Raw genomic sequence first — 26,806 nt, forward strand, 5'->3', positions numbered from 1 at the left:
ATAGTTATAATTAACGAGCTCGGTGAGTTTTTATACCCATTGATTTTACCGCTTTATAGCAGTGAAGAAAAATTTGCCGATAGTCCGCGGAAAGAGGAGGAGTAATGGAATGGGAAAGGCCACGGGGTTTTTGGAGTATGAGCGCGAAGTTCCGGGCGAGGTGCAGCCGCTGTCACGGATTCAAACCTGGGGTGAATTTACGGTTCCGCTTACGGAAGAGCGGATGAGAATGCAAGGGGCGCGGTGCATGGATTGCGGAACCCCTTTTTGCCATGCCGGACGGATGCTTTCGGGGATGACGTCGGGTTGTCCCGTCCACAACCTGATTCCGGAGTGGAATGACCTCATCTTTCGCGGCAATTGGAAAGAAGCGCTGAGACGTCTGCACAAGGCGAACAACTTCCCGGAATTCACCGGGCGGGTCTGTCCGGCGCCTTGTGAAGGGGCCTGCACCGCAGGGAAGCATGGCTCGCCCGTCACGGTCAAAGCCATCGAGCGGGCGATCGTCGACAGGGGCTTCGCCGAAGGCTGGATCCGGCCGGAGCCCCCGGCGGTCCGCAGCGGCAAGAAGGTGGCGGTCGTCGGCTCCGGCCCGGCGGGGCTCGCCTGCGCGGACCAGTTGAACCGGGCGGGTCACACGGTGACGGTGTTCGAGCGGGCCGATCGGATCGGCGGCCTGCTGATGTACGGGATCCCGAACATGAAGCTGGACAAGACGCTCGTGGAGCGGCGTGTAGACCTGCTGGCCGCGGAGGGGATCTCCTTCGTCACCGGATGCGAGGTCGGCACATCGGTGACCCGCGAAGAACTGACCGCGGCGTTCGACGCGGTCGTCCTGTGCTGCGGAGCTGCGCGGGCAAGGGACCTGGCGCTGGAGGGAAGAGCGCTGAACGGGATTCACCAGGCGATGGACTTCCTGACCTTGAATACGCGGAGCCTGCTGGACTCCGGCCTGAAGGACGGCCGGTACATCTCCGCCAAAGGGAAGGATGTCGTCGTCATCGGCGGAGGGGATACGGGGACGGATTGCGTGGCGACCGCGATCCGCCATGGCTGCCGTAGCGTCGTTCAGCTTGAGATTATGCCCCAGCCGCCTCTGCGCCGCCAGCCGGGGAATCCGTGGCCCGAGTGGCCGAAGGTGCTGAAGACCGATTACGCTCAACAGGAGGCAGCGGCCCTCTTCGGCGGCGATCCCCGGCGCTACCTCACTTCAACCCGGCGGTTTATCGGCGACGGCCAAGGCCGCGTCGCCGGCGTCTGCGCGGTTGAAGTCGAGTGGCAGCCGGCCGGGGACGGACGGCAGGTTCCCGTCGAAATCGCGGGAACCGAGCGGGTCCTGCCGGCCGATCTGGTGCTGCTCGCGCTCGGCTTCACCGGCCCCGAGGATGGCCTCCTCGGAGCCTGGGGCATTGAGCGCGACGCCCGCACCAACGTCAAAACCGCGGACGGCCGCTACAGCACCAACGTCCCCGGGATCTTCGCGGCCGGCGACATGCGGCGCGGCCAGAGCCTGGTCGTCTGGGCCATCCGGGAGGGACGCGAGGCCGCCCAGGAAGTATGCCGCTTTTTGCAGGGGTAACCGGCTGCTTGCGGCCCATTGCCCCGCTGTCACCGACCTGCCTGCTGCAAATCGGAGAGCGCTCTCCATGACCGGTCGGTGTCCGCAAATCGTAGCGTGCTATCCCCGGCCCGCAAAGTGAGTCCGTAGAAATTAACGGGAAAACCTCCCGTTAATTTCAGCCTCCAAGCCGGCGGCGAGCAAATAGCTGGAAAAAGTCCAGCTAATCTTGCCTCGGAAGGCTCTCCCGGCCCATTTATACCGAATTAGCGGTAGAAAATCCCGCTAATTCTCTCCGTGTGGGCGATTTGAGCCGAATTGACGGGAAAAAATCCCGTTAATTCCCGGCCATAGCGTTCGAGCTATAGCGTTCCAGCTATAGCGTTCCGTCCTCAATGTCCCGGCCTCAGCATCCGGGCCTCAACCCTGGCCCCAGCATCTCGGCCTGCCTAGATCCCACGAACAAGATGCATTGGCACGGATGATAAAGACTAGTTAGTTGGAGTAACATGATAAGTTTGAGTACTAGCGTCTGAAGGCGTACGAGTTACGTGAAGTATATGTGGGCGGAGGGAGGTGGAAAATTAACGGGAAAACCTCCCGTTAATTACAGCCTCCCGGCCGGCGGCGAGCAAATAGCTGGAAAAAGTCCAGCTAATCTTGCCTCGGAAGGCTCTCCCGGCCCATTTATACCGAATTAGCGGTAGAAAATCCCGCTAATTCTCTCCGTGTGGGCGATTTGAGTCGAATTAACGGGAAGAAATCCCGTTAATTCTCGACTACAGCGTCCCGGCCATAGCGTTCGAGCTATACCGTCCCTGCTATAGCGTCCCAGCCTCAGCGTCCCAGCCTTAGCCTCCCGGCCTCAGCTCTCGGCCTCAGCCTCCCAGCTCGGCATTCCGCTCCTTCTCACTCCCTGCGATCCCCCGCTCCGAGGCATAAAAAAACATCCGTAAACCGGGCGCTTTTATGCCCAGATATCGGATGCTCTCTAACGGAATATGAAATTTCATTCCTCTGGTTTCCATCTATTTTGGCTGCAGGTCGGCCTGCAGGTAGTTCAGCTTGCGGAGGATTTCCTTCTGCCATTTCACATCGCCCAAAGACGCTGCCAGGTTCAGCAGATCCAAGTAATCGTCGATTTGCAGCGAGGATTTGCGGGTAGTTATGTTCATGGGCTTCATGCTCCTTTAGGTGAAAGTAATCTGGATGAACTTTTATTAATAATGAGAATCATTATCACATTCTATATATTATTATGCACAAAAATGGGCAAAAAGTAAATATCCTTGTTTCGACCAGCCGAGGGCGGGTTGACAGACGGTCGGATATATGGAGAATGGGGAGAAATACCACATAGGGAGGCATTATGGAAACAGAATCGCTATTAAAAGTGGAGGAGCTTGCGCTTAAAAAGTACAAAATCTTCAAGCAGAGCCATCTCCGTTATATTGCCAGAGCGATGCTGGCAAGCATGTTCATCGGATTCGGGGTGATCGTCGCCTTCAAAACCGGAAACTTTTTCTACCTCGAGCACTCGCCGCTGACCTATCCGATGGCGGCCGTTACGTTCGGGGCGGCCATTATTTTGATCGCCTACGGGGGAGGGGATCTTTTCACCGGGAACACCTTCTATTACACCTACGCGGCTCTTCGCAAGAAACTGAAGTGGCTGCAGGTGGTGAAGCTTTGGGTGCTTAGTTACGCGGGAAATATCCTGGGGGCGTGCACCTTTGCGCTGCTCATTTATCTTACGGGTTTGTTTGCCGATACGTCGGTCAACAGTTTCTTGTTAAACGTGGTGGAGCACAAGATGAGCACCTCGACGGTCGAACTGTTCTTCCGCGCCATTTTGTGTAACTGGCTGGTGTGTCTGGCGTTCTTTATCCCGATGTCCCTGCAGGGGGACGGTGCGAAAATGTTTGCGATGATGCTGTTCGTATTCTGTTTCTTCATTTCGGGGTATGAACACAGCATCGCCAACATGTGTACTTTTGCCATCGCGTTGGTCCTGAATCATCCGGGAACGATCTCCTTCGAGGGGGTTTTGCACAATCTGGTTCCGGTGACCTTCGGCAATCTGATCGGCGGGGTGCTGCTGATGGGATTTATGTACTACTTTGTGAACAAGCCGTTTTTGGAAGCCCAGGAATCCTCGGAACCTGGAAAAAAGTAAGCGAAAATTCATGCCGTCCGTCAGCGAATAAGCGATGGGCGGTTTTTCTATGCGTGTCTTTAGACTGATGAGCCGGACGTTTATAAGTTTTAGGGATTAGGTAAAATATCCTATTTGTATATCCTTGAATATGTTAAAATTAAATGAAATAGGCGGATTATCCTGAAAAAATGCTTCCAGTTCCTGTTTTTTCGGCTTGCAATCTCCGCTCCCTGTTCATTTTGTTCGGCGGCCGGCTGCAAGATCTCTAATATAAAGGGTGCATAATGATGAAGCGGATTGTATGGATGCTTGTTTTTGCGGTCATAATCAGCTCTTCCCTTTCTCTTCCGGCCAAAGGTTCGGTAAGCCGACATAACGTTACCTATTACTCCGAGTTGGACTATCCTCCGTTTAAGTTTAATCAGCACGGCTACCCGTCGGGGTTTGATTTGGAGTTGACCCGCCTGATTTTTGAAGATGAGAAGTATTCGCTGTACTATACGTTCAGCGCTTGGAATTCGGCTTACGCCAAGCTTGTGAACGGGGAAGTCGATACCGTCGGGCTTATGGCCGTAACCGAGGAGCGGGAGCGGGACATCCTTTTTTCCAATCCCGTTATGCGTACATACACGGGCATTTACGCCAAACCATCCTTGGAACGGAACGAGCCTGTGACGCCGGAAGCACTATCCAACTTCAAAGTCGGAGTCGCGGCCGGGCAATACACCGAGCGGCAATTAAAGGAAGAGGCCGGGCTGAGCGAATTCCTTACGTTTCCGACCGTGGAGGAAGGAATCAAGGCTTTGCGCGCGGGTACGATCGATCTGCTGTTTGAGAATCAGCATGTCGTCAACTATTTGATTGTCAAAGAAGGTCTGACCGAGGAAATCCGGCAGGTTGCTCACGATCTCTACCCCGTGGATATCGCTTATGGCGTCAGCAAAGGGAATCCCGAACTGGTCGACTACTTGAATCGCAGAATCGGGGAATTGCGGGGAGAGAGCGGGTATGAGGCGTTGTATCAGCGCTATTTTTTTGTGAACTCGGAATTTTATGCCGACCGAATCCGCAATAACTATATGGCCCTGGCTATCCTTGCCGTACTATTGGTCGCGATCAGTTATATCCTGCTCAAGCTGTACATCAATCGCTTGCGGAGGACGATTCGCGGAGAACGGGAATTTTCGAGGGATGTGCTCGACCATGCGAATTTGTTTGTCTGGGCGGTGCAAGGGGATAAAACGACGGTTCGCATCAATGCCTACGCCGAGCAGTTAACCGGGATTCGGGAACAGGACGCGGTCGGCGTGAAATACGATGAACTGCCCGAGATCCGGGCAAGGTACGGAGATCTGGCGGTGTTGCTGGATGAGGCGCTATCGATGAAATTCGTCGAGAATCGGGAGATGACCCTGATCGGCCGGAACGGGGCGTTTCCGAGGGCTTTCTTGTTTCGAACCTCGGTGATCCACGGCTTGAGCGGAGTTGAGGACGTTTTTATCGTGGCCGGGATGGATATCCAAGAGCGTAAAATCTTCGAAAACAAATTGCAGAACAGCTACGAAGAGCTGGAGGCGATCTACGAGCAATTGGCGGCGGCCCAGGAAGAGCTTCGCTACAGCTATGAGCAGCTCTTGGATAATCAGGACAGGCTCCGTCGCAATGAAGAGCGTTACCGTCTGGTTACCGAAGCCTCCAACGGAGGGATTTGGGAGATCGATTTGGTCCGCAAGCGGCATTATTATTCCCCGCGTTGGTTCGAACTGCTGGGATATACGCGCGAGGATGAAGTGACCAGCGAGATGCTGGAGAATATCGTCCACCCCGATGATATTCATACCTATGAGCTGGAAATGACGAAAGCGAAAGGGAACGAGCGGTCCTTGTTTGAGTGCGAGTATCGGCTGCGGATGAAGAACGGCGAATACCGCTGGTTTCTGGCCAGGGGGAAAATCGTTTATAATGAAGCCGGGGAACCTTACCGTTTGACGGGTTCCATCTCGGACATTCATGAACTCAAGCTGTCCCAGGAGCGCTTGCTGCATTTGGCTTATCATGACGAGCTGAGCGATTTGCCGAACCGGTTGTATCTGCTCCAGGAATTGGAGTCTTTTTTTGCCGGGCCGCGGAGGAAGGCGGCGCTCTTTTTCGTGGACACGGACAATTTCAAATACATAAACGACACGCTGGGACATAAATTCGGGGACCGGGTGCTCCGGGAGGCAAGCTCCCGTCTGGCTTCGCTTATCGCAGCGGAAGAGGCCATGCTGTTCCGTTTGGGCGGCGATGAATTCGTTATTTTACAAAAAGACATCGACACGACGGGACGAGCCATCCTGCTGGCCGAACGCTTGCTGGAAGGGTTCAAGACCCCCTTCCACATCGACGGGAGCGATCTCTACATTTCGATCAGCATCGGCATCTCCTTTTATCCGCAGCATGGAACCACGCCCGAGGAGATCTTAAAGAACGCCGACGTCGCCATGTATGCCGCCAAGGAGGCGGGAAAAGGGAAATATATGATCTTTGACCCAGCTTTCCTGCAGGCGTTTAACGACCGGGTGCTGCTGGAGAAACATTTGCGGCAGGGGCTGAGCAATGAGGAATTCCTGCTGTATTATCAACCTCAAGTCAGTTTGAAGACCGGCAAGGTGATCGGTTTTGAAGCGCTGATTCGCTGGAACAGTCCGGAGCTCGGTTTCGTTTCGCCGCTGACCTTCATTAAAGTCGCCGAAGACAGCAGGCTGATCGTGTCCATCGGGGAGTGGGTCATTCTTCAGGCTTGCCGGTTCGCGAAGCGTTTGCAAAATGAGGGGCTGGGACATTATAAAATCGCCGTCAATATTTCGGTGGTTCAGCTCCAGCAGGAGGATTTTGTGGATAAAGTGATGGAGGCCTTGTCGACTACGGGGCTTGCGCCGCAGTATTTGGAGCTGGAGATCACGGAGTCCACCATTATCGAATCCTTCGACCGGCTGATTCCGAATTTGACCTACCTGCGCGCGCAGGGGATTCAAATCGCCCTGGATGATTTCGGTACCGGCTATTCCTCTTTGGGCTACTTGAAGCAGATGCCGATCACGACGCTGAAAATCGACAAAACCTTCATCGAACAAGTTCCGGCCGAGGATGACAAGCGGTCGTTGGCCCGGGCTATCGTGCTGATCGGACGAAAAATGGGGCTTCAGGTCATCGCCGAGGGAGTGGAGACCGACCGCCAGATTCGTCACGTGAAGCGTTCCAAATGCGATGTGATTCAGGGTTATTACATAAGCAAGCCGTTGCCGGAGGAAGAGGCGGTGGCGTTAATACGGAGCGATCCGGCCTATGATATAGGCGATAGCGTCTGACCTGCTTAAGCGGGCCCGCGGGCGGCCGGGTTGCGGTCCAAGGCCGCAGCCTTTATGATGACCGTAAAGGGTTTCTATCATCCGCAGGGAGGATCAGGGAATGAGTTCAGAGATTGTAGTCATCGGAAGTTTAAATATGGATATGGTGGTTCAGGTCACCCGCAGACCGGAGCGCGGGGAAACCCTCATGGGCAGCGGATTTTTTACGAGCCCCGGGGGGAAAGGGGCCAACCAGGCCTACGCCGCCGGAAAGCTGGGGGCTTCCGTGGCGATGATCGGCAGAGTAGGGAATGACGTATTTGCCGATCAACTGATCCAAAATTTGCGGCAGGCCGGCGTCGACACCTCCTGTATAGGGCGAGTGGAGGGCGAATCGACGGGCGTCGCCTTGATTAACGTCGATCAGGAAGGGGACAACAGCATCGTCGTCGCGCCGGGCGCGAATTACCGGGTCACGCCGGATTATGTCAGACAGCACGAAGCTGCCATTGCCGGAGCCAAGCTGGTTATGGTTCAATTGGAGATCCCGCAAGAATCGATTGTGGAGGCTGTCGCCATCGCCGGGGAGCATGGCGTTCCCGTCATGCTGGATCCGGCGCCGGCCAGACCGCTTCCGGACGACTTGCTCGCGAAGGTGCGGTATATCGTTCCGAATGAAAGCGAGATCGCGATGCTCACCGGCGTGGAGGTCTCCGACGAGCCGAGTGCGAGACGGGCCAGCGCGGTGCTTCGGGACAAAGGCATCGGAACCGTATTTTCCAAGCTGGGCGGCAAAGGGGTTGTGGTGACGGACGCGGACCAATCCTTCACGCTGCCGGGCTACAAGGTGGAAGCAGTGGATACGACGGCCGCCGGCGACGCTTTCGCCGGGGCTCTGGCTACGGCGCTGGTTGCGGGCAAGGACCTGCGGGAGGCGACGGCGTTTGCCAATGCGGTCGGGGCCTTGACCGTGACCCGGGCAGGGGCGCAATCGTCCATGCCCGACCTTGCGGAAGCCGAGGCGTTTATGAAAGTGGCCGAACATCATTAAGATCATCAGACAAACTGCATCATAGGAGGACTTGCATTGAAAAAAGTAATTTTGGACGTAGATACGGGCGTGGACGACGCGATGGCCATCGCTTACGCGGCGCATTCGCCGGAGCTGGAATTGATCGGCTTGACGACTTGCTTCGGCAATATTACCGCGCCCGAAGCGACGCGGAACACGCTGGCGGTCGTGGAGTCTCTGGGCAAAGATATCCCGGTGATCGAGGGGGCCAAAGAGACGCTCCGCCGGGGGGAGAAGAAGCAATACTCGCGGCATGTCCACGGGGAAGACGGGCTGGGGAACGCTTTGAAGGCGGAACCGGCCGGGCGGCCGCAACCGGGACACGCCGTGGATTTTATCATTGAGCAGGTGAAACGGTATCCGAATGAAGTGACGATTATTTCGGTCGGTCCGCTCACGAACTTGGCGCTGGCTCTGGAAAAGGCACCGGAACTGGTATCGTTGATTCCCGAGGTCATCGTCATGGGCGGAGCCGTGACGGTGCCGGGAAACGTAACGCCGTATGGGGAAGCCAATATTGTGGCCGATCCGGAGGCGGCTGCGGTCGTGTTTGGCTCAGGCTTGCCCCTGACTCTCGTCGGTCTCGATGTGACGATGCAGACCTTGCTGCCGCGTACGCTTCTGGACGATTGGCGCGCTTCCGGCCGGCGGGACGCGTTGTTCCTGGCGGAAATGACGGAGTTTTACATGGAGTTTTACGAATCCTGCTACCCGGGCATCGGCGGCTGCGGGCTGCATGATCCGCTGGCGGTCGGGGTAGCGATCGATCCGTCGCTGGTCAAGATCGAACCGATGCGGGTGACGGTCGTTACCGAAGGAGAAGAGGCCGGGCGCACGGTCGGCTCTCCCGAAGGCGCCCCGAAGATCGGCGTATGTACCGGCGTGGATGCCGAGCGGTTTCTCCGGCATTTTGCGGGGAGAATAGTGGGATAAAGTGTAAAAAGGGTAAAAAGGGTTGCCTCGTCGGAACGGGGTAACCCTTTTTTTCATGACAAGTTCCGCGAGTCAGGACAGCTCCCGAACACTGACATCCGGATCGGTCAGAAAAGCCGTAATCGGCATCGATGCGGCGCCTAGCGCGGTCGAACGTATGCCGAGCTTGGCAAAATCGACATGCGTCTTTTTGCGGTGATAGGATAAGCTGCGGTTTTTGATCGTCTGCAGCATCGCCTCTTCAAATAGCTCCCCGGCCAGCGAAAGACGGTTCCCGATGACGATGAGTTCGGGATTCAGAATGTTCACCAGGTTGGCCAGTCCGACCCCAAGCTGGGAGCCGATTTCGTTCAGCAGGTCCAGCGCCTGCTTGTCCCCTCGTTTGCCGGCGTCCAGAATCTGCTCCAGCCCGGGCGTATGGTCGCGCCATATGCCGGCGGCCCGATCGAGCAGCGCCTTCTCCGAGGCGAGCGTCTCCCAGCAGCCGCGATTGCCGCAACGGCAGAGCGGACCGTCCTCCGCGACGGTCATATGGCCGACCTCGCCGGAGAAGTTGGAGGTGCCGCGATACAGCGCACCCCCGACGATAATGCCCGAGCCGATCCCGACGCCGATGCTCAAATAGATCAGATTCTGCGAGTCCCGGCCGGCGCCGTACAGTTTTTCGCCGATGGCGCCGGCATTGGCCTCGTTATCGATATGCAGATTGCCGCCGAACTCCGCCGCGAGCGCTCCGGCCAGATCGACGTTGTCCCAGCCCAGGTTGGGCGCGGAAACGACGCGGCTGGTTTCGTCGACCAGTCCGGGAACCCCGATGCCGATGCCCACGATACCGTAGGGGGAGTCGGGAAGCCTGCGGCTGAGCAGCCGGATCGTTTTGCCGATTTGGTCCACCACGTTCTCCGGCGTGAAATCCGTAAGGGGAACGCTTTTTTCCCGGATGACGCTGCCTTCCAGATCGACCAGAACGGCCAACAGATCGCTGACCCGGATATCCACCCCGATGGCAAACCCAGCTTGTTTATTGAAAAGCAGGAGCGTCGGCTTGCGCCCGCCGCTGGATTCCCCCGGCCCGATTTCGGTGACGAGGCGGCTGTCGATCAGCTCGGATACGAGCGAGGAGACGGTGGCCTTGTTGAGGCCGATCCCGGCGGAAATATCCGCGCGCGACAAGGGCTGGCGCTGACGGATCGTGTCCAGCACGATGCTCTTGTTCATTTTTTTTATCAACTGCTGGTCGCCGGTAATTTTCATGAAAATCCTCCGTAATATAAGGCTGATATGTGCCATCATAACACAAAAAAGAAATGCTTACTGAATAACTTAGTTAGTTCGCTAGACAAACTAAGTATAACGTGATACGATCTAGTTGAAAAGGGCATGATCCCCGGGCAGCCGGGTATTCTACCTTTGACCAACATGAGGAAATTATTTTATAAGCAAGACATTGTAAGGGCTTACTAAAATTAAATTTTATGCAGGGAGGACTCTAAGGTGAGTTATTTCAAGAACATCGGCAAGATCCAGTATGAAGGTGCAGGCTCCAACAACCCTCTAGCATTCAAACACTATAACGAGAACGAAGTGGTACTCGGCAAATCGATGAAGGAGCATCTCCGTTTTGCGGTGGCCTACTGGCACACGCTGACGATGAACGGCAGCGATCCGTTCGGCCAAGGCAATATGATCCGTCCTTGGGAAACGGTATCCGGTCTGGATCTGGCCAAAGCCCGCGTGGAAGTGAACTTCGAGTTCCTGGAGAAACTGGGCGCGCCGTACTACTGCTTCCATGACGTTGACGTGGCACCGGAAGGCGCAACGCTGCGCGAATCCAATCAAAACCTCGACGTGATCGTCGCCAAACTGAAGGAAGGCATGCAATCGACCGGCATCAAGCTGTTGTGGAACACGGCGAACATGTTCTCCAACCCGCGTTATGTCCATGGTGCGGCTACAACGTCGAACGCCGACGTATTTGCTTATGCTGCGGCACAAGTCAAGAAAGGTCTGGAAACCGCGGTTGAACTCGGCGCGGAGAACTATGTATTCTGGGGCGGCCGCGAAGGTTACGAGTCCTTGCTGAACACCGACATGGGTCTGGAGCTCGACAACCTGGCGAGATTTTTCCAAATGGCGATCGACTACGCGAAGGAAATCGGCTTCAAAGGCCAATTCCTGATCGAGCCGAAACCGAAAGAGCCGACCAAGCACCAATATGATTTTGATGCGGCGACCACGATCGCGTTCCTGCAAAAATACGGCTTGCAAGATCACTTCAAACTCAACCTGGAAGCGAACCATGCCACATTGGCGGGTCATACGTTCGAGCACGAACTGCGCGTAGCCCGCATCAACAACATGCTCGGTTCCATCGACGCGAACCAAGGCGACATGCTGCTCGGCTGGGATACCGACGAGTTCCCGACCGATCTGTACGCGGTTACGCTTGCGATGTATGAAATCCTTGAAAACGGCGGCCTGGGTTCCGGCGGCGTAAACTTCGACGCGAAGGTAAGACGTTCTTCCTTCGAACCGGAAGATTTGTTCTACGCTCATATCGCCGGTATGGATACGTTTGCGAAAGGTTTGAAAGTAGCGGCCAAGCTGAAAGAAGACAAATTCATCGACGGCTTGATCGAAGAGCGCTACGCCAGCTTCAAATCCGGCATCGGCGCGGACATCGTGTCCGGCAAAGCCAACTTCAAGACGTTGGAAGCCTATGCCCTGGAGCACAGCGATATCCGCAACAAGTCCAATCACCTGGAGCTGGTGAAGGCTCGCCTGAACGAATACATTTTCGGAACAAAATAAAAAACCCCCGGGTGAATGGCCCGCTGGAAACGTAGATGACAAAAAGGGACGCCTGCCGTCCCTTTTTGTCGATATTAGAGGAAGAGGACCGAATAGAACGAAGGGAGAGCGGATTGCGATATGAAATATGTCATCGGGATCGACTTGGGCACAAGCTCGGTAAAAACGCTGCTGGTTAACAAGGAGGGGGAAATCAAAGGAGAAGCGACCGCTTCCTACCCGTTGATTCATGAGCGGCCGGGTTACAGCGAGCAGAACCCGGAGGAATGGGTGAACGGAACCGTGGCCTGCCTGAAGCAATTGCTTCAGGAGAGCGGCGTCGCGGCGGAGGAGATCGAGGGGATCTCCTTCTCCGGTCAAATGCACGGCCTGGTGCTGCTGGACGAACAGAACCAGGTGTTGCGTAACGCCATGCTCTGGAACGATACCCGCACGACGCAGGAGTGCCGGGAGATCGAGGCGAAGCTTGGCAATCAGCTGCTCGACATCACGCGCAACGCGGCGTTGGAAGGATTTACGCTGCCCAAGATCCTTTGGGTGCAGAAGCACGAGCCCGAGCTGTTCGCCAAGGCGGCGCGCTTTGTGCTGCCTAAAGATTACCTGCGCTACCGCATGACCGGGCGCGTGCAGATGGAAATCTCCGATGCCGCAGGCACACTGCTGCTGAACGTTCCGGAAGGGGCCTGGAGCGATGAGATCGTCCGGGCGTTCGGCCTTCCGGAAGGGTTCTGCCCGCCGCTGCTCGGCAGCACGGAGGAGGCCGGCACGCTGCTGCCGGAATTCGCGCAGCGGTGCGGGTTGTCGCCGAACACCCGGGTGTTCGGCGGCGGCGCGGACAATGCCTGCGGCGCGGTTGGCGCCGGCATTGTCCGCCAGGGCGATGCGCTGTGCAGCATCGGCACCTCGGGCGTTGTCCTCACGTATGAAGAGGACAAGAGCAAAGACTTCGGCGGCAAGGTGCATTTCTTCAACCACGCTCATTCGGGAGCCTTTTACGCCATGGGGGTCACCCTGGCGGCGGGCTATTCCCTGAGCTGGTTTAAGGATTCCCTTGCCCCCGGGCTCAGCTTCGATGAGCTGCTGGCGCCGGTCGGCTCGCTTCCTCCGGGAGCGGAAGGCCTGCTCTTCACGCCGTACCTGGTCGGCGAGCGCACGCCGCATGCGGACAGCGTGATCCGCGGCAGCTTCATCGGCCTGTCGGGCACGCACCGCCGCGAGCATCTCGCCCGTGCGGTGATGGAAGGCATCACCTTCTCGCTGGCCGAGTCCGTCGAGCTGTTCCGCGAGGCCGGCATTTCCGTCGAGCGCGTCATCTCGATCGGCGGCGGCGCGAAGAATCCGGTCTGGCTGCAAATGCAGGCCGACATTTTCGGCACGCCGGTCGTTTCGCTGAAGAACGAGCAAGGGCCCGCCATGGGCGCGGCCATGATGGCGGCCGTCGGCAGCGGCTGGTTCGGCAGCCTGAAGGACTGCGCCGACCGGTTTATCGGCTACGGGAAAACGTATGAGCCGATCCCGGCCAACGCAGCGGCCTATGCCCGCCTGTTCAAGGTGTACCAGCAAGTTTATGCGGCCACCCGTTCGCTGAACGAAGGGCTGCAGGAATTCCGCGGCTAGCCTCATCAGACATCGTAGTAGGAGAAGGGGCCGCGGCGATCAAGGTGCCTAGCGCACCTCCAAGCATCTCCAGGCATCTCCAAGCACCCTCCAACTCCAAAAAGATGCAAATCTGCAGGTATTTAGGCCGATTCCCGAGCGGATGCGAAAAAAGATGCAAATCTGCAGGCATTTCCAGCGATTTTGGAGAAACGAGCCGATTTCGTCGAAAATTCCTGCAGAATTGCAGGTATTTTGAAATTCTTGTTCCGCACAGGAAAAAAACATGCATTTATGCAGGAATTCTATGTCATTAAGGTTTCTGTCGGGGCATTTAGTTGCAATTGCATAAACAATAAGACGCGTACCCTTGGCTCGAACCGATGCCGGGAGTACGCTTTTTTTGAGGCCAGTTCATTAACGGGAAACCCCCCCGTTAATATTGCGCATTTCGTCCATATGGGTACAATTAGGCGGAATTTCTCCAGCTAATTCTGCTAAAGTGGCGCCGAGAGAAGGCCACAGTTCCAAATTACCTGGAGATTCTCCAGGTAAATGTGAATCGCGTGCCTCCCGGCTCGAATTAACGTGAGGATTCCCCGTTAAATCTCTACGCCCGCCCCGGAGGGGGCGGGACAAAGCTAACGACGGATGGTTCGGTCGGGTGGATAATAAGGACACACTCCGTCGCGCTGCGTTAGCTTAGTTGTCAATATTTCTCTTGCTATGAAAACGCAATCTATCCCTGCCAGGCGTGTTATAATGCTCATGAATCAGACCGGCGGAAAGGGGGCGACATGATCGTGGGCGGCATTTACCGTAAATATTTCAAAAACAATCTGTTCATGAAAATCATCCTGTTCTTTTCCATGATCATGATCCTGACGATTATAACCTTCTCCTATCTGATGTATCAGGTGATGTCGGAGGCGGCCGTCGAGCGGCAGATGGACGTTCAGAAAAGCGCAATAGAGAGCGTTTCCAATTATGTCGCCGGGAAGTACGAGTCGGTTCACCGTATGCTGCGGGACATGTTCCGCGACCGGGAGCTGGCTTACAATACGGCCTATTTTCTGGAGCACCCCTATCAGGATTACATCAGGTATCGATTGGACCGTTTTTTCAGCGACACGGGGACGGGCTCCACAACGGATACGGTCCAGTATTTCCGGAACCGGGTCGAGGACGACCATGATATCATGAGCCTTATGCTGTACAGCGCGGATTTGCAGCAGCTTTACGTCTACAACAGCTTCAAGCAATTCAAAATCGTACCCACGAACGCTTCCCGCTCCTATGTACCCGAAGTCATGTACCTGGATGAGGACGCCAAAGTCTCGCTGCCGAATGTTTGGATCCGCAAAACGATCGGCATGCCGGAAACGCCGATGTATTCGGTAAGGGTTCCCGTCAACAACAATCAGTCCCTGCGGAATATGGGGCAGCTGGTCGTCTATTTCGACACGGCCCGCGTGCAGGAGAGCCTGGCGCGATATAAGGATAACTTAAAGGGTCAGATTTTGGTCCTTTCGGGCAAAGGCGAGGTGCTGTTCGACAGCTCGGGGATGTATTACGGCCAGAAGTATCCGTATTTCGAGCAGGTGAATTCCGTTTACGACAACGGGACGATAGGGAACGGGCTGATCGTGACGAAGCTAACGCAAAGTCAGGGCGGGTTTACCGTCCTCAGCACGGTGCCGGAGGAAGAACTGGCCAAGACGTACCGGGGGCTACGGAACACGATCGTAACGATCAGCGCGATTTGCATTATGGTGGCAATCATCCTGCCGTCTCTGTTTATCAGTAATTTTGCCAAACGGACTTACGGCATCGTCCGCTTCACCCGGCAGGTGAGAAACGGTGATCTGACCGTCCGGATCAAGGATGACCGCGATGACGAACTCGGCCTGATCTCCAAAAGCTTTAACAGCGTGCTGGATAATCTCAACATCTACATTAACCGGGTGTACAAAGCGGAAATCAAGCAAAAGCAGGCGGAATTGAAAGCGCTCGAATCCCGGGTGAACCCCCACTTTCTGTACAATACGCTGGAAGTGATCCGCATGCGAGCCGTGTCCCAAGGGGCCAAGGATGTCGGCGAGATGATTTACAGCCTGTCCATGCTGTTCAAAAACTATGTGCAGCAAAAGCGCAACTACACGCTGAAGGATGAATTGGAGGCGTGCCGGCTTTATCTCGAGCTGTTCCGGATTCGTTATAAGGACAGGCTGTCCTATGAAGTTTATTGTGACAAAGAGCTGGAGACGAAGCCCGTATTAAAAATGTCCCTGCAGCCGATCATCGAGAATTACATCATTCACGGGCTGAGGACCGACCGGGCGGACAACGCCGTCTCGATTTCCGTCCTTCCTTCGGAAGGGAGAATGATTCGCGCGGAGGTGAAGGATAACGGGCGGGGCATTCCACCGGACAGGCTGGAGGAAATCCGTCTCGGGCTGCACAAGCCCGATGAGTACGCGGAGTCCTTCGGGCTGCGTAGCATCCATGAACGGTTGAAGCTGCTGTACGGGGAGACCTGCGGGGTGGAAGTAAGCAGCGTAGAGGGCGAAGGTACGACGGTGGTCGTGACTTTTCCCGAACTGGAGGAGGGTGACCTGAATGTATAAGGTATTTTTGGTGGACGACGAACCTTTTATCATCGAAGGCTTATACGATATCGTCGATTGGTCCCGGCTGGGGATGGAGATCGTAGGACACGCCGAGAATGGCAGCGACGCGCTACAAGCGCTCCATGAGAAGCCGGCCGACATTCTCATTACCGATATTTCGATGCCGCAGATGACCGGTCTGGATTTGATTCGCGCGTCGCGTGAATTCAAGCCGGATCTGAAAGTCATCGTGCTCAGCGGGTATGACGAATTCGCCTATCTGAAAGAAGGCATGGCGCTGGGCATCGAGAACTACTTGCTGAAGCCGATTAATCTGGAGGAATTCACGGCTACCCTGACCACGGTTCGGAACAAGCTGGACCTGACCCGGACCCATGAGGCCTTCAATGAATACAGCACCCGTATCCTGCGGGATAATGTGATGAACCGGTGGATGTATAACCAGATCGGTGTTCAGGAGTTCCGGGAAAGAGCCGATCTGTTGGGGCTTAACCTGGACAAGCCTTGGGTGCTCGTGTCCCTGCTCCGTGTCCGGGAGGCCCCTGCCGCCGACATCTATAGCCGGGTCGAACGGGAGCTGAAGGGCATACCGGAGGTCATTCCGTTCCGGGACAACGACGGGGATTTGGTGCTGCTTCACAATTTTGAGGAGCCCGGCCGGGGCGGGCGGGAAGCGAAAGAACTCATCAGCCTGCTGGCCGCAAAGCTGTCTCCCCATCGCCTGCAAATTTCGCTCGGCAGCGTGGAAGAGAAGGAGGAACGGGCTTTTATCAGCTATGAGAATGCGAAGAAAGCCCAGGAGTACTTCATGATTTCTCCCGAGCTTGGAGTGATCAGTCATGAAGAATTAAAGGACCGGACCGAGAGGGCCCGGGCGTCTTCGATCGACTGGAGCGAAAGCACGAGGCTGCTGCTTGCCCGGGACCAAGAGGGGCTGGACGCCCTGATCGGCCGGGAGCTTTCGAGGCTGGGGGAACAGGGCGCAGTAACGCCGGCCTACCTGCAGGAAATCGCCCTGGAATGGATGCTCCGGTTCAAGATGGAGCTGCAGGAGGTCCGCCACACGGAGGACCCGGGGCTATTTACGGGCGGAATTGAAAGGATAAGGTCGGCGGATACGTTGGAGGAACTGGCCGAGATTGTCAAAAGAACCGCCGCATCGGCCATCGAGGCTTTAAACCGGGACGTCAAGAGCCCGGTCGTTCAGCAAGTGCTGAACACCATTCATGAGGGGTACCATCAGGACCTTTCGCTCAAAACGCTGGGCAATACGTACAAAATCCATCCGGTGTACTTGGGGCAGCTTTTTCATAAGGAAGTCGGGGAGTCCTTTACCGAATACGTCAACCGTTATCGCATCGAGAAGGCGAAGGAAATGCTGAAGACGACGCACCAGAAAGTCCATGAAATCGCTCGTCAGGTCGGCTACTGGGAGACCGGATATTTCTATAAGCAATTTAAGAGATATGTGGGGATATCTCCAACGGAATTCAAAGGGCTTGGCTAGCGAACGTTTCGCTGGCAGGCTCTTTTCTTTATTTTGAACACGATTTATTTATTTTATCTTCTATTTGAAAATGCTTTCATGTCATAAAGTGAAACTAGATTAAGTGGTTCCACATCAAAAGGGAGGTTTACTAAGATGAGCAAAAAAAGAAAAAGCTTCTCCATGCTGCTGGCTTCGTTGGTTGCGCTTACGTTAATTGTTAGCGCTTGCGGGGGCGGAAGCAAATCGGAGGGCGACAAAACCGGCAATGCGGCGGGTTCGGGCAATTCGGCCAAAGCCGAGAAGCCGGTCGAACTGATCTGGTACACGATCGGTGCTCCTCAAAAAGATTTGGATCGCGTCGTGGAGGAAGTCAACAAGTACACCTTGGAAAAAATCAACGCAACCATCGATATGAAAATGATCGACTTCGGTGACTATACGCAAAAAATGCAGGTTATGGCCGCTTCCGGCGAGCCGATGGATATCATGTTTACCAGCTCGTGGGCTTTTGATTATGTGCAAAATGCCCGCAAAGGCGCTTTTATGGAACTGGATGAACTGCTTGAAAAGCATGGCCAGGGCATCAAAGAAGCGCTTGACCCGGCGTTCCTCGAAGGCTCCAAGGTCGACGGACACAACTATGCGATTCCGGCCAACAAGGAACTGCCCGCTCAGGAGGTTTGGCGCTTTAACAAAGAACTGCTCGATAAGTACAATTTGGATCTAAGCCAGGCCACTACGATGGAAAGTCTGGAGCCGATGCTCAAAACGATTAAGGAGAAAGAACCGGGCATTACCCCTTACGCGATGGTGAAAGACTTCATGCCGGTCATGCCTTTCGACTATGTCATCGAAAAGATGCCGATGGCCGTGTATCTCGATACGAAGGACTACAAAGTCGTCAACATGCTGGAAACGCCGGAAGCCAAATCGGCGCTTGAAACCGTTCGCAAATACTACAAGGCCGGTTACATTTCTCCGGAAGTAGCAACCACGACCTCGGTGGAAGATTTGTATAAATCCGGGAAGTGGTTTATGGACCGCGCGTCTACCCAGCCGCTCGCCGATAACCTCTGGTCCGCAAGTTACGGTTACCCTGTCGTTTCCACGCCGGCCGGTAAGCCTTACATCTTTAACTGGTCCGTAATGGGATCCATGCAGGCCATTTCCGCGAACTCCGAGCATCCGGAGAAAGCGATGGAATTCCTGAATCTGCTGAACACCGACCCTTACTTGCGTAATTTGATCGATTCCGGGATTGAAGGCGTTCACTATGAAAAAGTGAACGATACAATGATCAAAAATTTGCCGGAAGGCAAGAACTACGACATGCCGACGTTCTCGTTGGGAAACATCATGATCACTTATCTGAACGAAGGCGACTCGGACAACAAATGGGAAGAGTTCAAAAAATTCAACGCGTCCGGCATCAACGCTCCGCTGCTGGGCTTCAACTTTGATACTTCCGCAGTGACGAATGAAATCGCCGCCGTACAGAACGCGAAAGAAGAATTTTGGTCTTCCCTGATGACAGGAACGGTCGATCCGGACGAGTATCTGCCGAAAGCAAACGAAAAACTGAAAGCGGCCGGTCTCGACAAAATTATCGCCGAAGCGCAAAAACAAATCGACGAGTGGAGAGCCGCAAACAACAAGTAATCGGCATCAGGCACTTGGAGGCATAGAGAAGATCGGGCGGGTGATGAGCCTTACGCCCGGTCTTTTTCACACTCCGTGCGATAAAATTTTAGCGATCAGGAGGGATTCGCGTGAAAAGGGTAGGCGGTTTTTTTCGGGATATCAATACAAATAAAGTCATGCTGTTCATGGTTCTTCCGGGAGCGTTATGGTTCCTCTTCTTTTCGTATCTGCCGATGTTCGGCACGATTATCGCCTTCAAGCAATACCGCTTCAGCCGGGACGGATTCTGGGCCAGCATCGTCAACAGCAAATGGGTCGGTTGGGACAACTTCAAATTTTTGTTCAGCACGAACGATGCGTTCGTCATTACGAGAAACACGCTGCTTTACAACATTGCGTTCATTTTTCTGGGCCTGTTCCTTTCCGTGCTGATGGCCGTGGTATTGAGCGAAATCGCCAACAAGCGGCTGGCCAAGATTTATCAGACCGGGATGTTCCTACCTTACTTTCTGTCCTGGGTTATCGTCGGCTATTTCGCTTTCAGCTTCCTCAGCGCCGACCGCGGGCTGCTGAACCAAGTTTTTAAATCCTTCGGCGCCGAGTCGATGCAGTGGTATTCCGACCCTAAAGTATGGCCCTATATTCTGATTCTGGTCTATTTGTGGAAGGCTGTCGGCTACAACAGCGTCGTTTATCTGGCGGCGATCATGGGGATCGACAAATCGCTGTATGAAGCGGCGATGATCGACGGGGCCAGCAAATTTCAGCAAATCCGCAATATTACGATTCCACTGCTGAAGCCGATCATTACGATCATGACCTTACTGGCAATCGGAAAAATCTTCTACGCGGATTTCGGATTGTTCTTCCAGGTACCGCGAGACTCCGGCGCACTCTATTCGGTAACGAACGTAATCGATACTTACGTTTACCGCGGGCTGAAAACGACCGGGGAGATCGGCATGAGCACCGCCGCGGGTCTGTACCAGTCGGTCGTCGGCTTTGTGCTGGTGATGACGTCCAACTATATCGTGCGCAAATACGACAAGGATAGCGCCTTGTTCTAATACATCGAAAGGAGTGGGTAACGTGTCTGCGAGAACTGTCAAAGTACGCGATTTTCATCAGTTATCGACGCCATGGAATGTGGTGTTCAACCTTTTTGCCGGTATTTTCGCCTTTCTCTGCGTGTTTCCGTTTTTGTTCGTCGTCATTATTTCCTTCACCGACGAGGGCGTGCTGGCGCGCGACGGCTATAAGCTGATTCCGTCCCAATGGAGTCTGGAAGCTTACCGTTATGTGTTTCAAACGGGGGACACCCTGCTTCGTTCCTACGGCGTGACGATCTTCGTCACGGTAGTGGGGACGATGATCAGCTTGCTGTTCATCGCTTTTTACGCTTACGCGATCTCGCGCAAAAGCTTTAAATTCCGCAATTTCTTTGCTTTTTTCGCGTTCTTCACCATGTTGTTCAACGGCGGCCTGGTGCCGACGTACATCATCGTGACCCAATTGCTCCACCTGAAGGATACGATTTGGGCTTTGATTTTACCGTTGGCGGTGAACGCGTTTTACATCATGATCCTTCGTACGTTTTACAGTACCAGCGTACCCGACGCCATCATCGAATCGGGCAAAATCGACGGGGCCGGGGAATTCCGGATTTTTCTCAAGCTGGTCCTGCCGCTGTCCCTTCCGGGTCTCGCCACCATCGGTTTGTTCAGCACATTGGGCTACTGGAACGATTGGTTCAACGCCTTGCTTTATATCGATAATCCGAATCTGGTGCCGCTGCAATCCATGCTCATGCGGATCGAAACCAGTATGCAGTTCATTTTGCAAAATTCGCAAAACAGTTCGCTCAGCCTGGAGGCGCTGCGTTCGCTGCCTCAGGATACGTCGCGCATGGCGATGGTGGTGCTTGCGACGGGGCCGATTATTTTCGCATATCCGTTCTTCCAGCGTTACTTCATTCAGGGTCTGACGGTAGGTGCCGTTAAAGAATAAGATCATCCGGAGGAGAGAGTGGAAACCATGATCTACAAAGACAAAACCAAACCGATTGGGGAGCGGGTAGAGCACCTGCTCGGGCTGATGACTTTGGAAGAAAAGGTCGGTCAGCTGATCCAGCCGTTCGGCTGGCAGACCTATGAGCATATAGACGGAAAAATAAAGCTGGCCGAGTCGTTCAAACGGCAGGTCGAGAACGGCGGCGTGGGCTCGCTGTACGGCGTGCTGCGGGCCGACCCGTGGACGGGCGTCACGCTGGAAAGCGGGCTGTCGCCGCGCCTCGGCGCGGAGGCGGTCAACGAAATTCAGCGCTACGCGATCGAACACTCGCGCCTCGGGATTCCGATTCTGATCGGGGAGGAGTGCTCACACGGCCATATGGCCATCGGGGCGACGGTTTTCCCCGTCCCGCTGTCGCTCGGCAGCACCTGGAACGTCGATCTGTACCGGGAGATGTGCCGGGCAGTCGCCCGGGAAACCCGCAGCCAGGGCGGCGCGGTGACGTATTCCCCGGTGCTGGATGTCGTCCGGGACCCGCGCTGGGGGCGGACGGAAGAATGCTTCGGGGAGGACGCCTATCTGATCGGCCAAATGGCCGCGGCCTCGGTGGAAGGGCTGCAGGGAGAGCGGCTGGACAGCGAAGACAGCGTCGCCGCGACCCTGAAGCACTTCGTTGGCTACGGCAGCTCCGAAGGCGGCCGAAACGCGGGACCGGTGCATATGGGGCGGCGGGAGCTGCTTGAGGTCGACCTGCTGCCGTTCCGCAAAGCCGTGGAGGCCGGCGCGGCCTCGATCATGCCGGCTTACAACGAGATCGACGGCGTGCCCTGCACGACCAACAAGGAATTGTTGGACGGCGTGCTCCGCGGCGAGTGGGGCTTTGACGGCATGGTCATAACGGATTGCGGCGCGATCGATATGCTGGCGTCCGGCCACGATGTGGCCGGGGACGGAGAGGAGGCCGCAATTCAAGCGATTGAGGCGGGCATCGATATGGAGATGTCCGGCGAAATGTTCGGCAAGCACCTGGCGGAAGCGGTTCGTGCCGGCCGATTGGATACCGCGGTGGTGGACCAGGCGGTCCGCCGCGTGCTGGAGCTGAAGTTCCGGCTCGGCCTGTTCGAGGCGCCATATGCCGACCCGGCGCGGGCCGAGGCGATGATCGGAAGCCGCGAACATGTGGAGCTGGCCCGGAAAATCGCGGGCGAGGGCATTGTGCTGCTGAAAAACGAAGGCGGCGTGCTGCCGCTGTCGGCGGCGGCCGGCAAGATCGCTGTCATCGGCCCGAACGCCGACGCCCATTACAACCAGCTCGGCGACTACACCTCTCCGCAGCCGAGGTCGAAGGTCACGACCGTGCTGGGCGGAATCCGCGGCAAGCTGGCGGACACGCCGGAACGGGTGCTGTATGCGCCGGGCTGCCGGATTAAAGGCGACTCCCGCGAAGGTTTTGAGTTCGCCCTGTCCTGCGCGGAGCGGGCGGACACGGTCGTGATGGTCGTCGGGGGCTCCAGTGCCCGCGATTTCGGCGAAGGCAGCATCGATCTGAGAACCGGGGCTTCCAAGGTCACCGGTAACGCCGAGAGCGACATGGACTGCGGCGAGGGCATCGACCGGATGTCGCTGCGGCTGTCCGGGGTGCAGCTGGAATTGATCCAAGAAGTCCACAAACTGGGCAAGCCGCTGATCGTCGTATATATTAACGGCCGGCCGATCGCCGAGCCCTGGATCGACGAGCATGCCGATGCGATTCTGGAAGCCTGGTACCCCGGCCAGGAGGGCGGACACGCCGTCGCCGACGTGCTGTTCGGCGATGTCAATCCGTCCGGCCGGCTGACGGTCTCGATTCCGAAGCATGTCGGCCAGCTTCCGGTGTATTACAACGGCAAGCGTTCGCGCGGCAAAAGATACCTGGAAGACGATGCGCAGCCGCGCTACCCGTTTGGTTACGGGCTGAGCTATACGGAGTTCGGCTATGCGAATCTGACCGTACAGCCTGCCTCGATCCCGCCGGACGGAACGGCGAAGGTCGCGGTGGACGTGACGAATACGGGAAGCCGGGCCGGAGCGGAGGTTGTGCAGCTTTACGTGACCGATGTGGCCAGCGCCGTGACAAGGCCGGCCATGGAACTGAAGGGCTTCCGCAAAGTTTACCTGGGGCCCGGTGAGACCCGGCGGGTGGAATTTACCGTCGGTGTGGAGGAATTGCAGTATATCGGCCGCGATTACAAGCCGGTCGTGGAACCGGGGGAATTCCGGATTCATGTCGGCAGGCATGTGAACGAAACTTGGAGCGCCAAGCTCATCGTGCGGGAGGGTTAAGGGATGGAACGGATCAAACGGTTTATTCGGGAACTGGCGGACGTGCAGTGGTTGGAGGAGATCGCGCTGCAAGATTGGAGCATCACCACCTCTATCTACGAAGTTCCCGGCAGATACACCGCGGAAGCGGCGTATCCGGAAGGCGGGAATTTCGCAAGATTTCCGAGTACGCAGGGAACGACGTATTTCTTTCGGACCCGGCTGTCGGTTCCCGACGAATGGCGGGGCAGCCACACGGGTCTGGTCTTCGCCTCCGGTGGCGAAGGACTGCTGCGGATCAACGGCAAGTCGTTTCAGGGGCTGGACCGGAATCATACGTTCGTAACACTGCCGCAAACCGAAGCGGGGGAAGCGCTGGAGCTGGAGATCGAGCTGTTTGATCCGATTCCGGAGCCGGTCGATCCGCTCAACCGTCAGGCGGTCATCCATCCCCCGATCTCGGCGATCGACAGCCGGCTTGTGCGGGTGAACCGGCCGGTACAGAGCCTTATGTATACCGCGACCGTGGTACGCGATTCGGCCGTGCTGCTGCCCGAGCAGGATTTCCGGCGCACCCGGCTGTTCGAGGCGCTCCATACGGCCATGGACGAGTTTACCGGGCTGGATGAAGCGGCGATTCGCGAAGGCCGCGCCATCGCGGAAGTGGAAGAGCGGCTTGCGGCACGCGTCAAAGCGATCGGCGGTAACGCCGAGGGGCTGATCCATATGGTCGGGCAATCCCATATCGATATCGCCTGGTTGTGGCCGGCCCGGGAAACGGTGCGCAAAGCGAGCCGGACCTTCTCGACGGTCGACGCCTTAATGCGCGAATATCCGCAGTACCGGTACGCCCAAAGCCAGCCGCAGCTGTTCGCCTACTTGAAGGACAATGATCCCGATCTTTACGCGCGGGTGAAGGAGCGGATCCAGGAAGGGCGGATCGAACTGGTCGGCGGCATGTGGGTCGAACCGGACCTGAACCTGCCCAGCGGGGAATCGCTGATGCGCCAAATGCTGTACGGGCAGCGGTTTTATCTGGAGGAGTTCGGCCGGACCTCGGATATCGAGTGGCTGCCGGACACATTCGGTTACTGCGCCTCGCTACCGCAAATTTTACGTCACGGCGGCGTCCGCTATTTTATGACGACCAAGCTCGGATGGAACGACACGAACGTGTTCCCGTACGATTTGTTCCACTGGGTCGGCATCGACGGGACGCCGATGCTCTCCTATTTGAATCACGGCGTCAACGAGAACACGCTGCCCAAAGATGTTCATGATCATTGGCAGTCTTACCGGGAAAAAGCCGTTCATCCCGAGCAAATGCTGCTTTACGGGCATGGCGACGGCGGGGGCGGCGTGACCCGCGAGATGTTGGAATATATCGACCGCGCCGAGCTGATGGTCGGCCAGCCGTCCAGCGCGTACAGCACGGCCGCGGCGTTCTTTGCCGGGATGGAGGCGGTACGGCCGCAGCTACCGTCCTGGCACGGCGATCTGTATTTGGAGCTGCATCGGGGTACGTACACGACCCATGGCCGCAACAAACGGAATAACCGGAAGGCGGAAATCCTCTATCGCGAAGCGGAGGTCTGGAACACGCTGGCGGCTCCGGCGATGCCGGAGGAGCGGCGGCGCGAGGCGCGGTCCTTGCTGCAGGATGGATGGAAGCTCATCCTGTTGAACCAGTTTCATGATATCATCCCCGGATCGGCGATTACGGAAGCGTATGAGACGTCCGAGAAGGAGTATACGGAGATTTTCGAAAAAGGCCGCGCCGGATTGGCGCACGGGCTGAAGGTCTTGGCCGGACAGGTGGCCACGGCAGGCGAGGGTAAGCCCTATATCATATTTAACAGCCTCGGTTGGCCGCGCGAGGCGGTGGTCGAGATCCGCGATCATGGGTTTGTTGGAGACGTTGCCGCCTTCGACGAAAACGGGGGCCGGCTTGACCTGGAGTTGGACCGGTTGTCCGGAACGGTTGGCGAAGAAGGAGCCGCCTGGGTTCGCGTGCCGGAAATTCCGGCTTTCGGCTACAGGACGATCTGGCTGCGAAGCGGAGCGGCGCCGGCGGGAGCCGTAGATTCGGCCGCCGCGTCCCGGGAGCCGGGGGCAGGAGCGGAGGCTGAGATCGGGACGGAGGCTGAGACCGAATTTGAGAACCGGACGCAGACGCAGACTCAGACCGAGATCGAGACCGAGACCGGAGAGCATTCCTTCTCCGGTGCTTGGGAAACGATGCATTACCGGCTCAAGTTCAATGAACGCGGGGAAATCGTCAGCTTGTGGGACAAAGCGGCGGACCGGGAGATCGTGAAGCCGGGCGAAGCGGCCAACCGGTTTCATTTCTTCCATGACCGTCCGACCCTCTGGGACGCCTGGGATATCGACAGCCGTTACGAACAGCAGCCCGCCGGACGGGCGGAACTGCTGGAGAGCAGGCTGGTCTCCAGCGGACCGATCCGCGATGTGCTGCGCTTCCGCTGGAGCATCGGCCAATCGGAGATGACGCAGGACCTGATCCTGTATCATCACCATCGGCGGATCGACTTCCGCACCAAAGTCCGTTGGAACGAAGCCCATAAGCTGCTGAAGGTCGGTTTTCCGATCGATGTCGTGACCGATAAAGCGACCTACGAAATTCCGTTCGGCGCGCTGGAGCGGCCCACGCACCGCAATACGAGTTGGGAGCAGGCGCAGTATGAAGTGTGCGGCCACCGGTTCGCGGACGTTTCCGAGCGGGGATATGGAGTCAGCCTGCTGAACGATTGCAAATACGGCTACGACGTACAGGGGAGCACGATTCGCCTCTCCCTGCTGCGGGCGCCGAAATGGCCGGACGTGACCGCCGATTTGGGCGAGCACGAGTTCACTTACTCGCTGTATCCGCATGCCGGCGATTGGCAGACGGCGCACACGGTGCGCGCCGCGGCCGAACTGAACCACGAGCCGGCAGTAGCCGCCTGCGAAGCCCGGGCGGAAGGGGAAGGATCGCTGCCGCCGGTACAGTCGCTAATCGGCTTTACGGGCCGGCACGCGGTGCTCGATACGGTCAAGCTGGCCGAAGACGGCAGCGGCGTCGTGCTGCGCTTCTATGAATCCGCCGGCGGACGCGAGCGTGCGGAACTAACCTGGAACCTGCCGCACGGGCAAGTTTTCCGGTCCGACGCGCTGGAGCGGGAGCTGGAGCCGGTGGAGGAGAGCGAAGGGCGGATTTTGCTGGAGTTTGCTCCTTACGAAATCAAGACCCTGAAGATAAAAAGCTAGCCCGAAGGGGC

Annotated in this window: 16 protein-coding genes; 14 read left to right on the forward strand and 2 right to left on the reverse strand. The window is 56.6% G+C overall.

What is annotated here, in order from left to right; genetic code table 11:
• The first annotated feature begins 109 nt into the window (after window positions 1–109).
• Window positions 110–1,579, forward strand: coding sequence for a glutamate synthase subunit beta (locus FRY98_RS20045; RefSeq protein WP_148455271.1), 1,470 nt, complete (start codon window positions 110–112; stop codon window positions 1,577–1,579).
• Between the two features lie 1,007 nt (window positions 1,580–2,586).
• Here the strand turns inward: FRY98_RS20045 and FRY98_RS28505 are convergent.
• Window positions 2,587–2,733 (reverse strand): hypothetical protein, encoded by a 147-nt coding sequence (locus FRY98_RS28505; RefSeq protein ID WP_170287143.1) that lies wholly within the window; start codon window positions 2,731–2,733, stop codon window positions 2,587–2,589.
• A gap of 194 nt (window positions 2,734–2,927) precedes the next feature.
• Here FRY98_RS28505 and FRY98_RS20050 point away from each other — a divergent pair, with 194 nt between their 5' ends.
• From FRY98_RS20050 to FRY98_RS20065, 4 genes are all read left to right on the forward strand, one after another.
• Entirely contained in the window at window positions 2,928–3,734 is an 807-nt protein-coding gene (locus tag FRY98_RS20050; RefSeq protein WP_148455273.1) for a formate/nitrite transporter family protein, read from the forward strand.
• Window positions 3,735–4,003: 269 nt separating this feature from the next.
• Window positions 4,004–7,066 carry an EAL domain-containing protein gene (locus FRY98_RS20055; RefSeq protein WP_170287144.1) on the forward strand — a complete coding sequence of 1,021 codons (3,063 nt, stop codon included), beginning with the start codon at window positions 4,004–4,006 and terminating at the stop codon, window positions 7,064–7,066.
• Window positions 7,067–7,166: 100 nt separating this feature from the next.
• On the forward strand, window positions 7,167–8,096 hold the full coding sequence (gene rbsK / locus FRY98_RS20060) for a ribokinase (protein ID WP_148455277.1): 930 nt from the start codon (window positions 7,167–7,169) through the stop codon (window positions 8,094–8,096).
• A gap of 36 nt (window positions 8,097–8,132) precedes the next feature.
• Window positions 8,133–9,050, forward strand: coding sequence for a nucleoside hydrolase (locus FRY98_RS20065; RefSeq protein ID WP_148455279.1), 918 nt, complete (start codon window positions 8,133–8,135; stop codon window positions 9,048–9,050).
• A gap of 72 nt (window positions 9,051–9,122) precedes the next feature.
• On the opposite strand, the gene FRY98_RS20070 is transcribed toward FRY98_RS20065, so the two are convergent.
• Window positions 9,123–10,304: an ROK family transcriptional regulator gene (locus FRY98_RS20070; protein ID WP_148455281.1), complete on the reverse strand. Its 1,182-nt coding sequence runs from the start codon at window positions 10,302–10,304 to the stop codon at window positions 9,123–9,125.
• Between the two features lie 240 nt (window positions 10,305–10,544).
• On the opposite strand from FRY98_RS20070, the gene xylA reads away from it, so the two are divergent.
• From xylA to FRY98_RS20115, 9 genes are all read left to right on the forward strand, one after another.
• Window positions 10,545–11,861, forward strand: a complete 1,317-nt coding sequence (gene xylA, locus FRY98_RS20075) for a xylose isomerase (protein ID WP_148455283.1) — start codon at window positions 10,545–10,547, stop codon at window positions 11,859–11,861.
• A gap of 120 nt (window positions 11,862–11,981) precedes the next feature.
• Entirely contained in the window at window positions 11,982–13,478 is a 1,497-nt protein-coding gene (xylB, locus tag FRY98_RS20080) for a xylulokinase (protein ID WP_148455285.1), read from the forward strand.
• 776 nt (window positions 13,479–14,254) lie between these two features.
• Window positions 14,255–16,084 carry a sensor histidine kinase gene (locus tag FRY98_RS20085; RefSeq protein WP_148455287.1) on the forward strand — a complete coding sequence of 610 codons (1,830 nt, stop codon included), beginning with the start codon at window positions 14,255–14,257 and terminating at the stop codon, window positions 16,082–16,084.
• Window positions 16,077–17,594: a response regulator transcription factor gene (locus FRY98_RS20090; protein ID WP_148455289.1), complete on the forward strand. Its 1,518-nt coding sequence runs from the start codon at window positions 16,077–16,079 to the stop codon at window positions 17,592–17,594. The genes FRY98_RS20085 and FRY98_RS20090 overlap by 8 nt, the downstream gene beginning before the upstream one ends.
• Window positions 17,595–17,729: 135 nt before the next feature.
• A complete protein-coding gene (locus tag FRY98_RS20095) occupies window positions 17,730–19,235 on the forward strand; it encodes an ABC transporter substrate-binding protein (protein WP_148455291.1) in 1,506 nt (501 codons plus the stop codon).
• A gap of 158 nt (window positions 19,236–19,393) precedes the next feature.
• On the forward strand, window positions 19,394–20,284 hold the full coding sequence (locus tag FRY98_RS20100; protein ID WP_211373340.1) for an ABC transporter permease: 891 nt from the start codon (window positions 19,394–19,396) through the stop codon (window positions 20,282–20,284).
• A 22-nt stretch (window positions 20,285–20,306) separates the two neighbouring features.
• Window positions 20,307–21,224, forward strand: a complete 918-nt coding sequence (locus tag FRY98_RS20105; RefSeq protein WP_148455295.1) for a carbohydrate ABC transporter permease — start codon at window positions 20,307–20,309, stop codon at window positions 21,222–21,224.
• Window positions 21,225–21,251: 27 nt separating this feature from the next.
• Window positions 21,252–23,549, forward strand: coding sequence for a glycoside hydrolase family 3 N-terminal domain-containing protein (locus FRY98_RS20110; RefSeq protein ID WP_148455297.1), 2,298 nt, complete (start codon window positions 21,252–21,254; stop codon window positions 23,547–23,549).
• Window positions 23,550–23,552: 3 nt separating this feature from the next.
• On the forward strand, window positions 23,553–26,795 hold the full coding sequence (locus tag FRY98_RS20115) for an alpha-mannosidase (RefSeq protein WP_148455299.1): 3,243 nt from the start codon (window positions 23,553–23,555) through the stop codon (window positions 26,793–26,795).
• Window positions 26,796–26,806 lie beyond the last annotated feature (11 nt).

This window comes from Paenibacillus faecis, from assembly GCF_008084145.1.
Classification (GTDB): Bacteria; Bacillota; Bacilli; order Paenibacillales; family Paenibacillaceae; genus Fontibacillus; species Fontibacillus faecis.

Excerpts from the sequence above, each read along its gene's own strand:
- FRY98_RS20100 (WP_211373340.1), top strand. The coding sequence starts at position 19,394 with ATGCTGTTCATGGTTCTTCCGGGAGCGTTATGGTTCCTCTTCTTTTCG.
- FRY98_RS20085 (WP_148455287.1), top strand. The coding sequence starts at position 14,255 with ATGATCGTGGGCGGCATTTACCGTAAATATTTCAAAAACAATCTGTTC.
- FRY98_RS20090 (WP_148455289.1), top strand. The coding sequence starts at position 16,077 with ATGTATAAGGTATTTTTGGTGGACGACGAACCTTTTATCATCGAAGGC.
- FRY98_RS28505 (WP_170287143.1), bottom strand. The coding sequence starts at position 2,733 with ATGAACATAACTACCCGCAAATCCTCGCTGCAAATCGACGATTACTTG.
- FRY98_RS20110 (WP_148455297.1), top strand. The coding sequence starts at position 21,252 with ATGATCTACAAAGACAAAACCAAACCGATTGGGGAGCGGGTAGAGCAC.
- xylB (WP_148455285.1), top strand. The coding sequence starts at position 11,982 with ATGAAATATGTCATCGGGATCGACTTGGGCACAAGCTCGGTAAAAACG.
- FRY98_RS20095 (WP_148455291.1), top strand. The coding sequence starts at position 17,730 with ATGAGCAAAAAAAGAAAAAGCTTCTCCATGCTGCTGGCTTCGTTGGTT.
- FRY98_RS20070 (WP_148455281.1), bottom strand. The coding sequence starts at position 10,304 with ATGAAAATTACCGGCGACCAGCAGTTGATAAAAAAAATGAACAAGAGC.
- rbsK (WP_148455277.1), top strand. The coding sequence starts at position 7,167 with ATGAGTTCAGAGATTGTAGTCATCGGAAGTTTAAATATGGATATGGTG.
- FRY98_RS20055 (WP_170287144.1), top strand. The coding sequence starts at position 4,004 with ATGAAGCGGATTGTATGGATGCTTGTTTTTGCGGTCATAATCAGCTCT.
- FRY98_RS20050 (WP_148455273.1), top strand. The coding sequence starts at position 2,928 with ATGGAAACAGAATCGCTATTAAAAGTGGAGGAGCTTGCGCTTAAAAAG.
- FRY98_RS20115 (WP_148455299.1), top strand. The coding sequence starts at position 23,553 with ATGGAACGGATCAAACGGTTTATTCGGGAACTGGCGGACGTGCAGTGG.
- FRY98_RS20045 (WP_148455271.1), top strand. The coding sequence starts at position 110 with ATGGGAAAGGCCACGGGGTTTTTGGAGTATGAGCGCGAAGTTCCGGGC.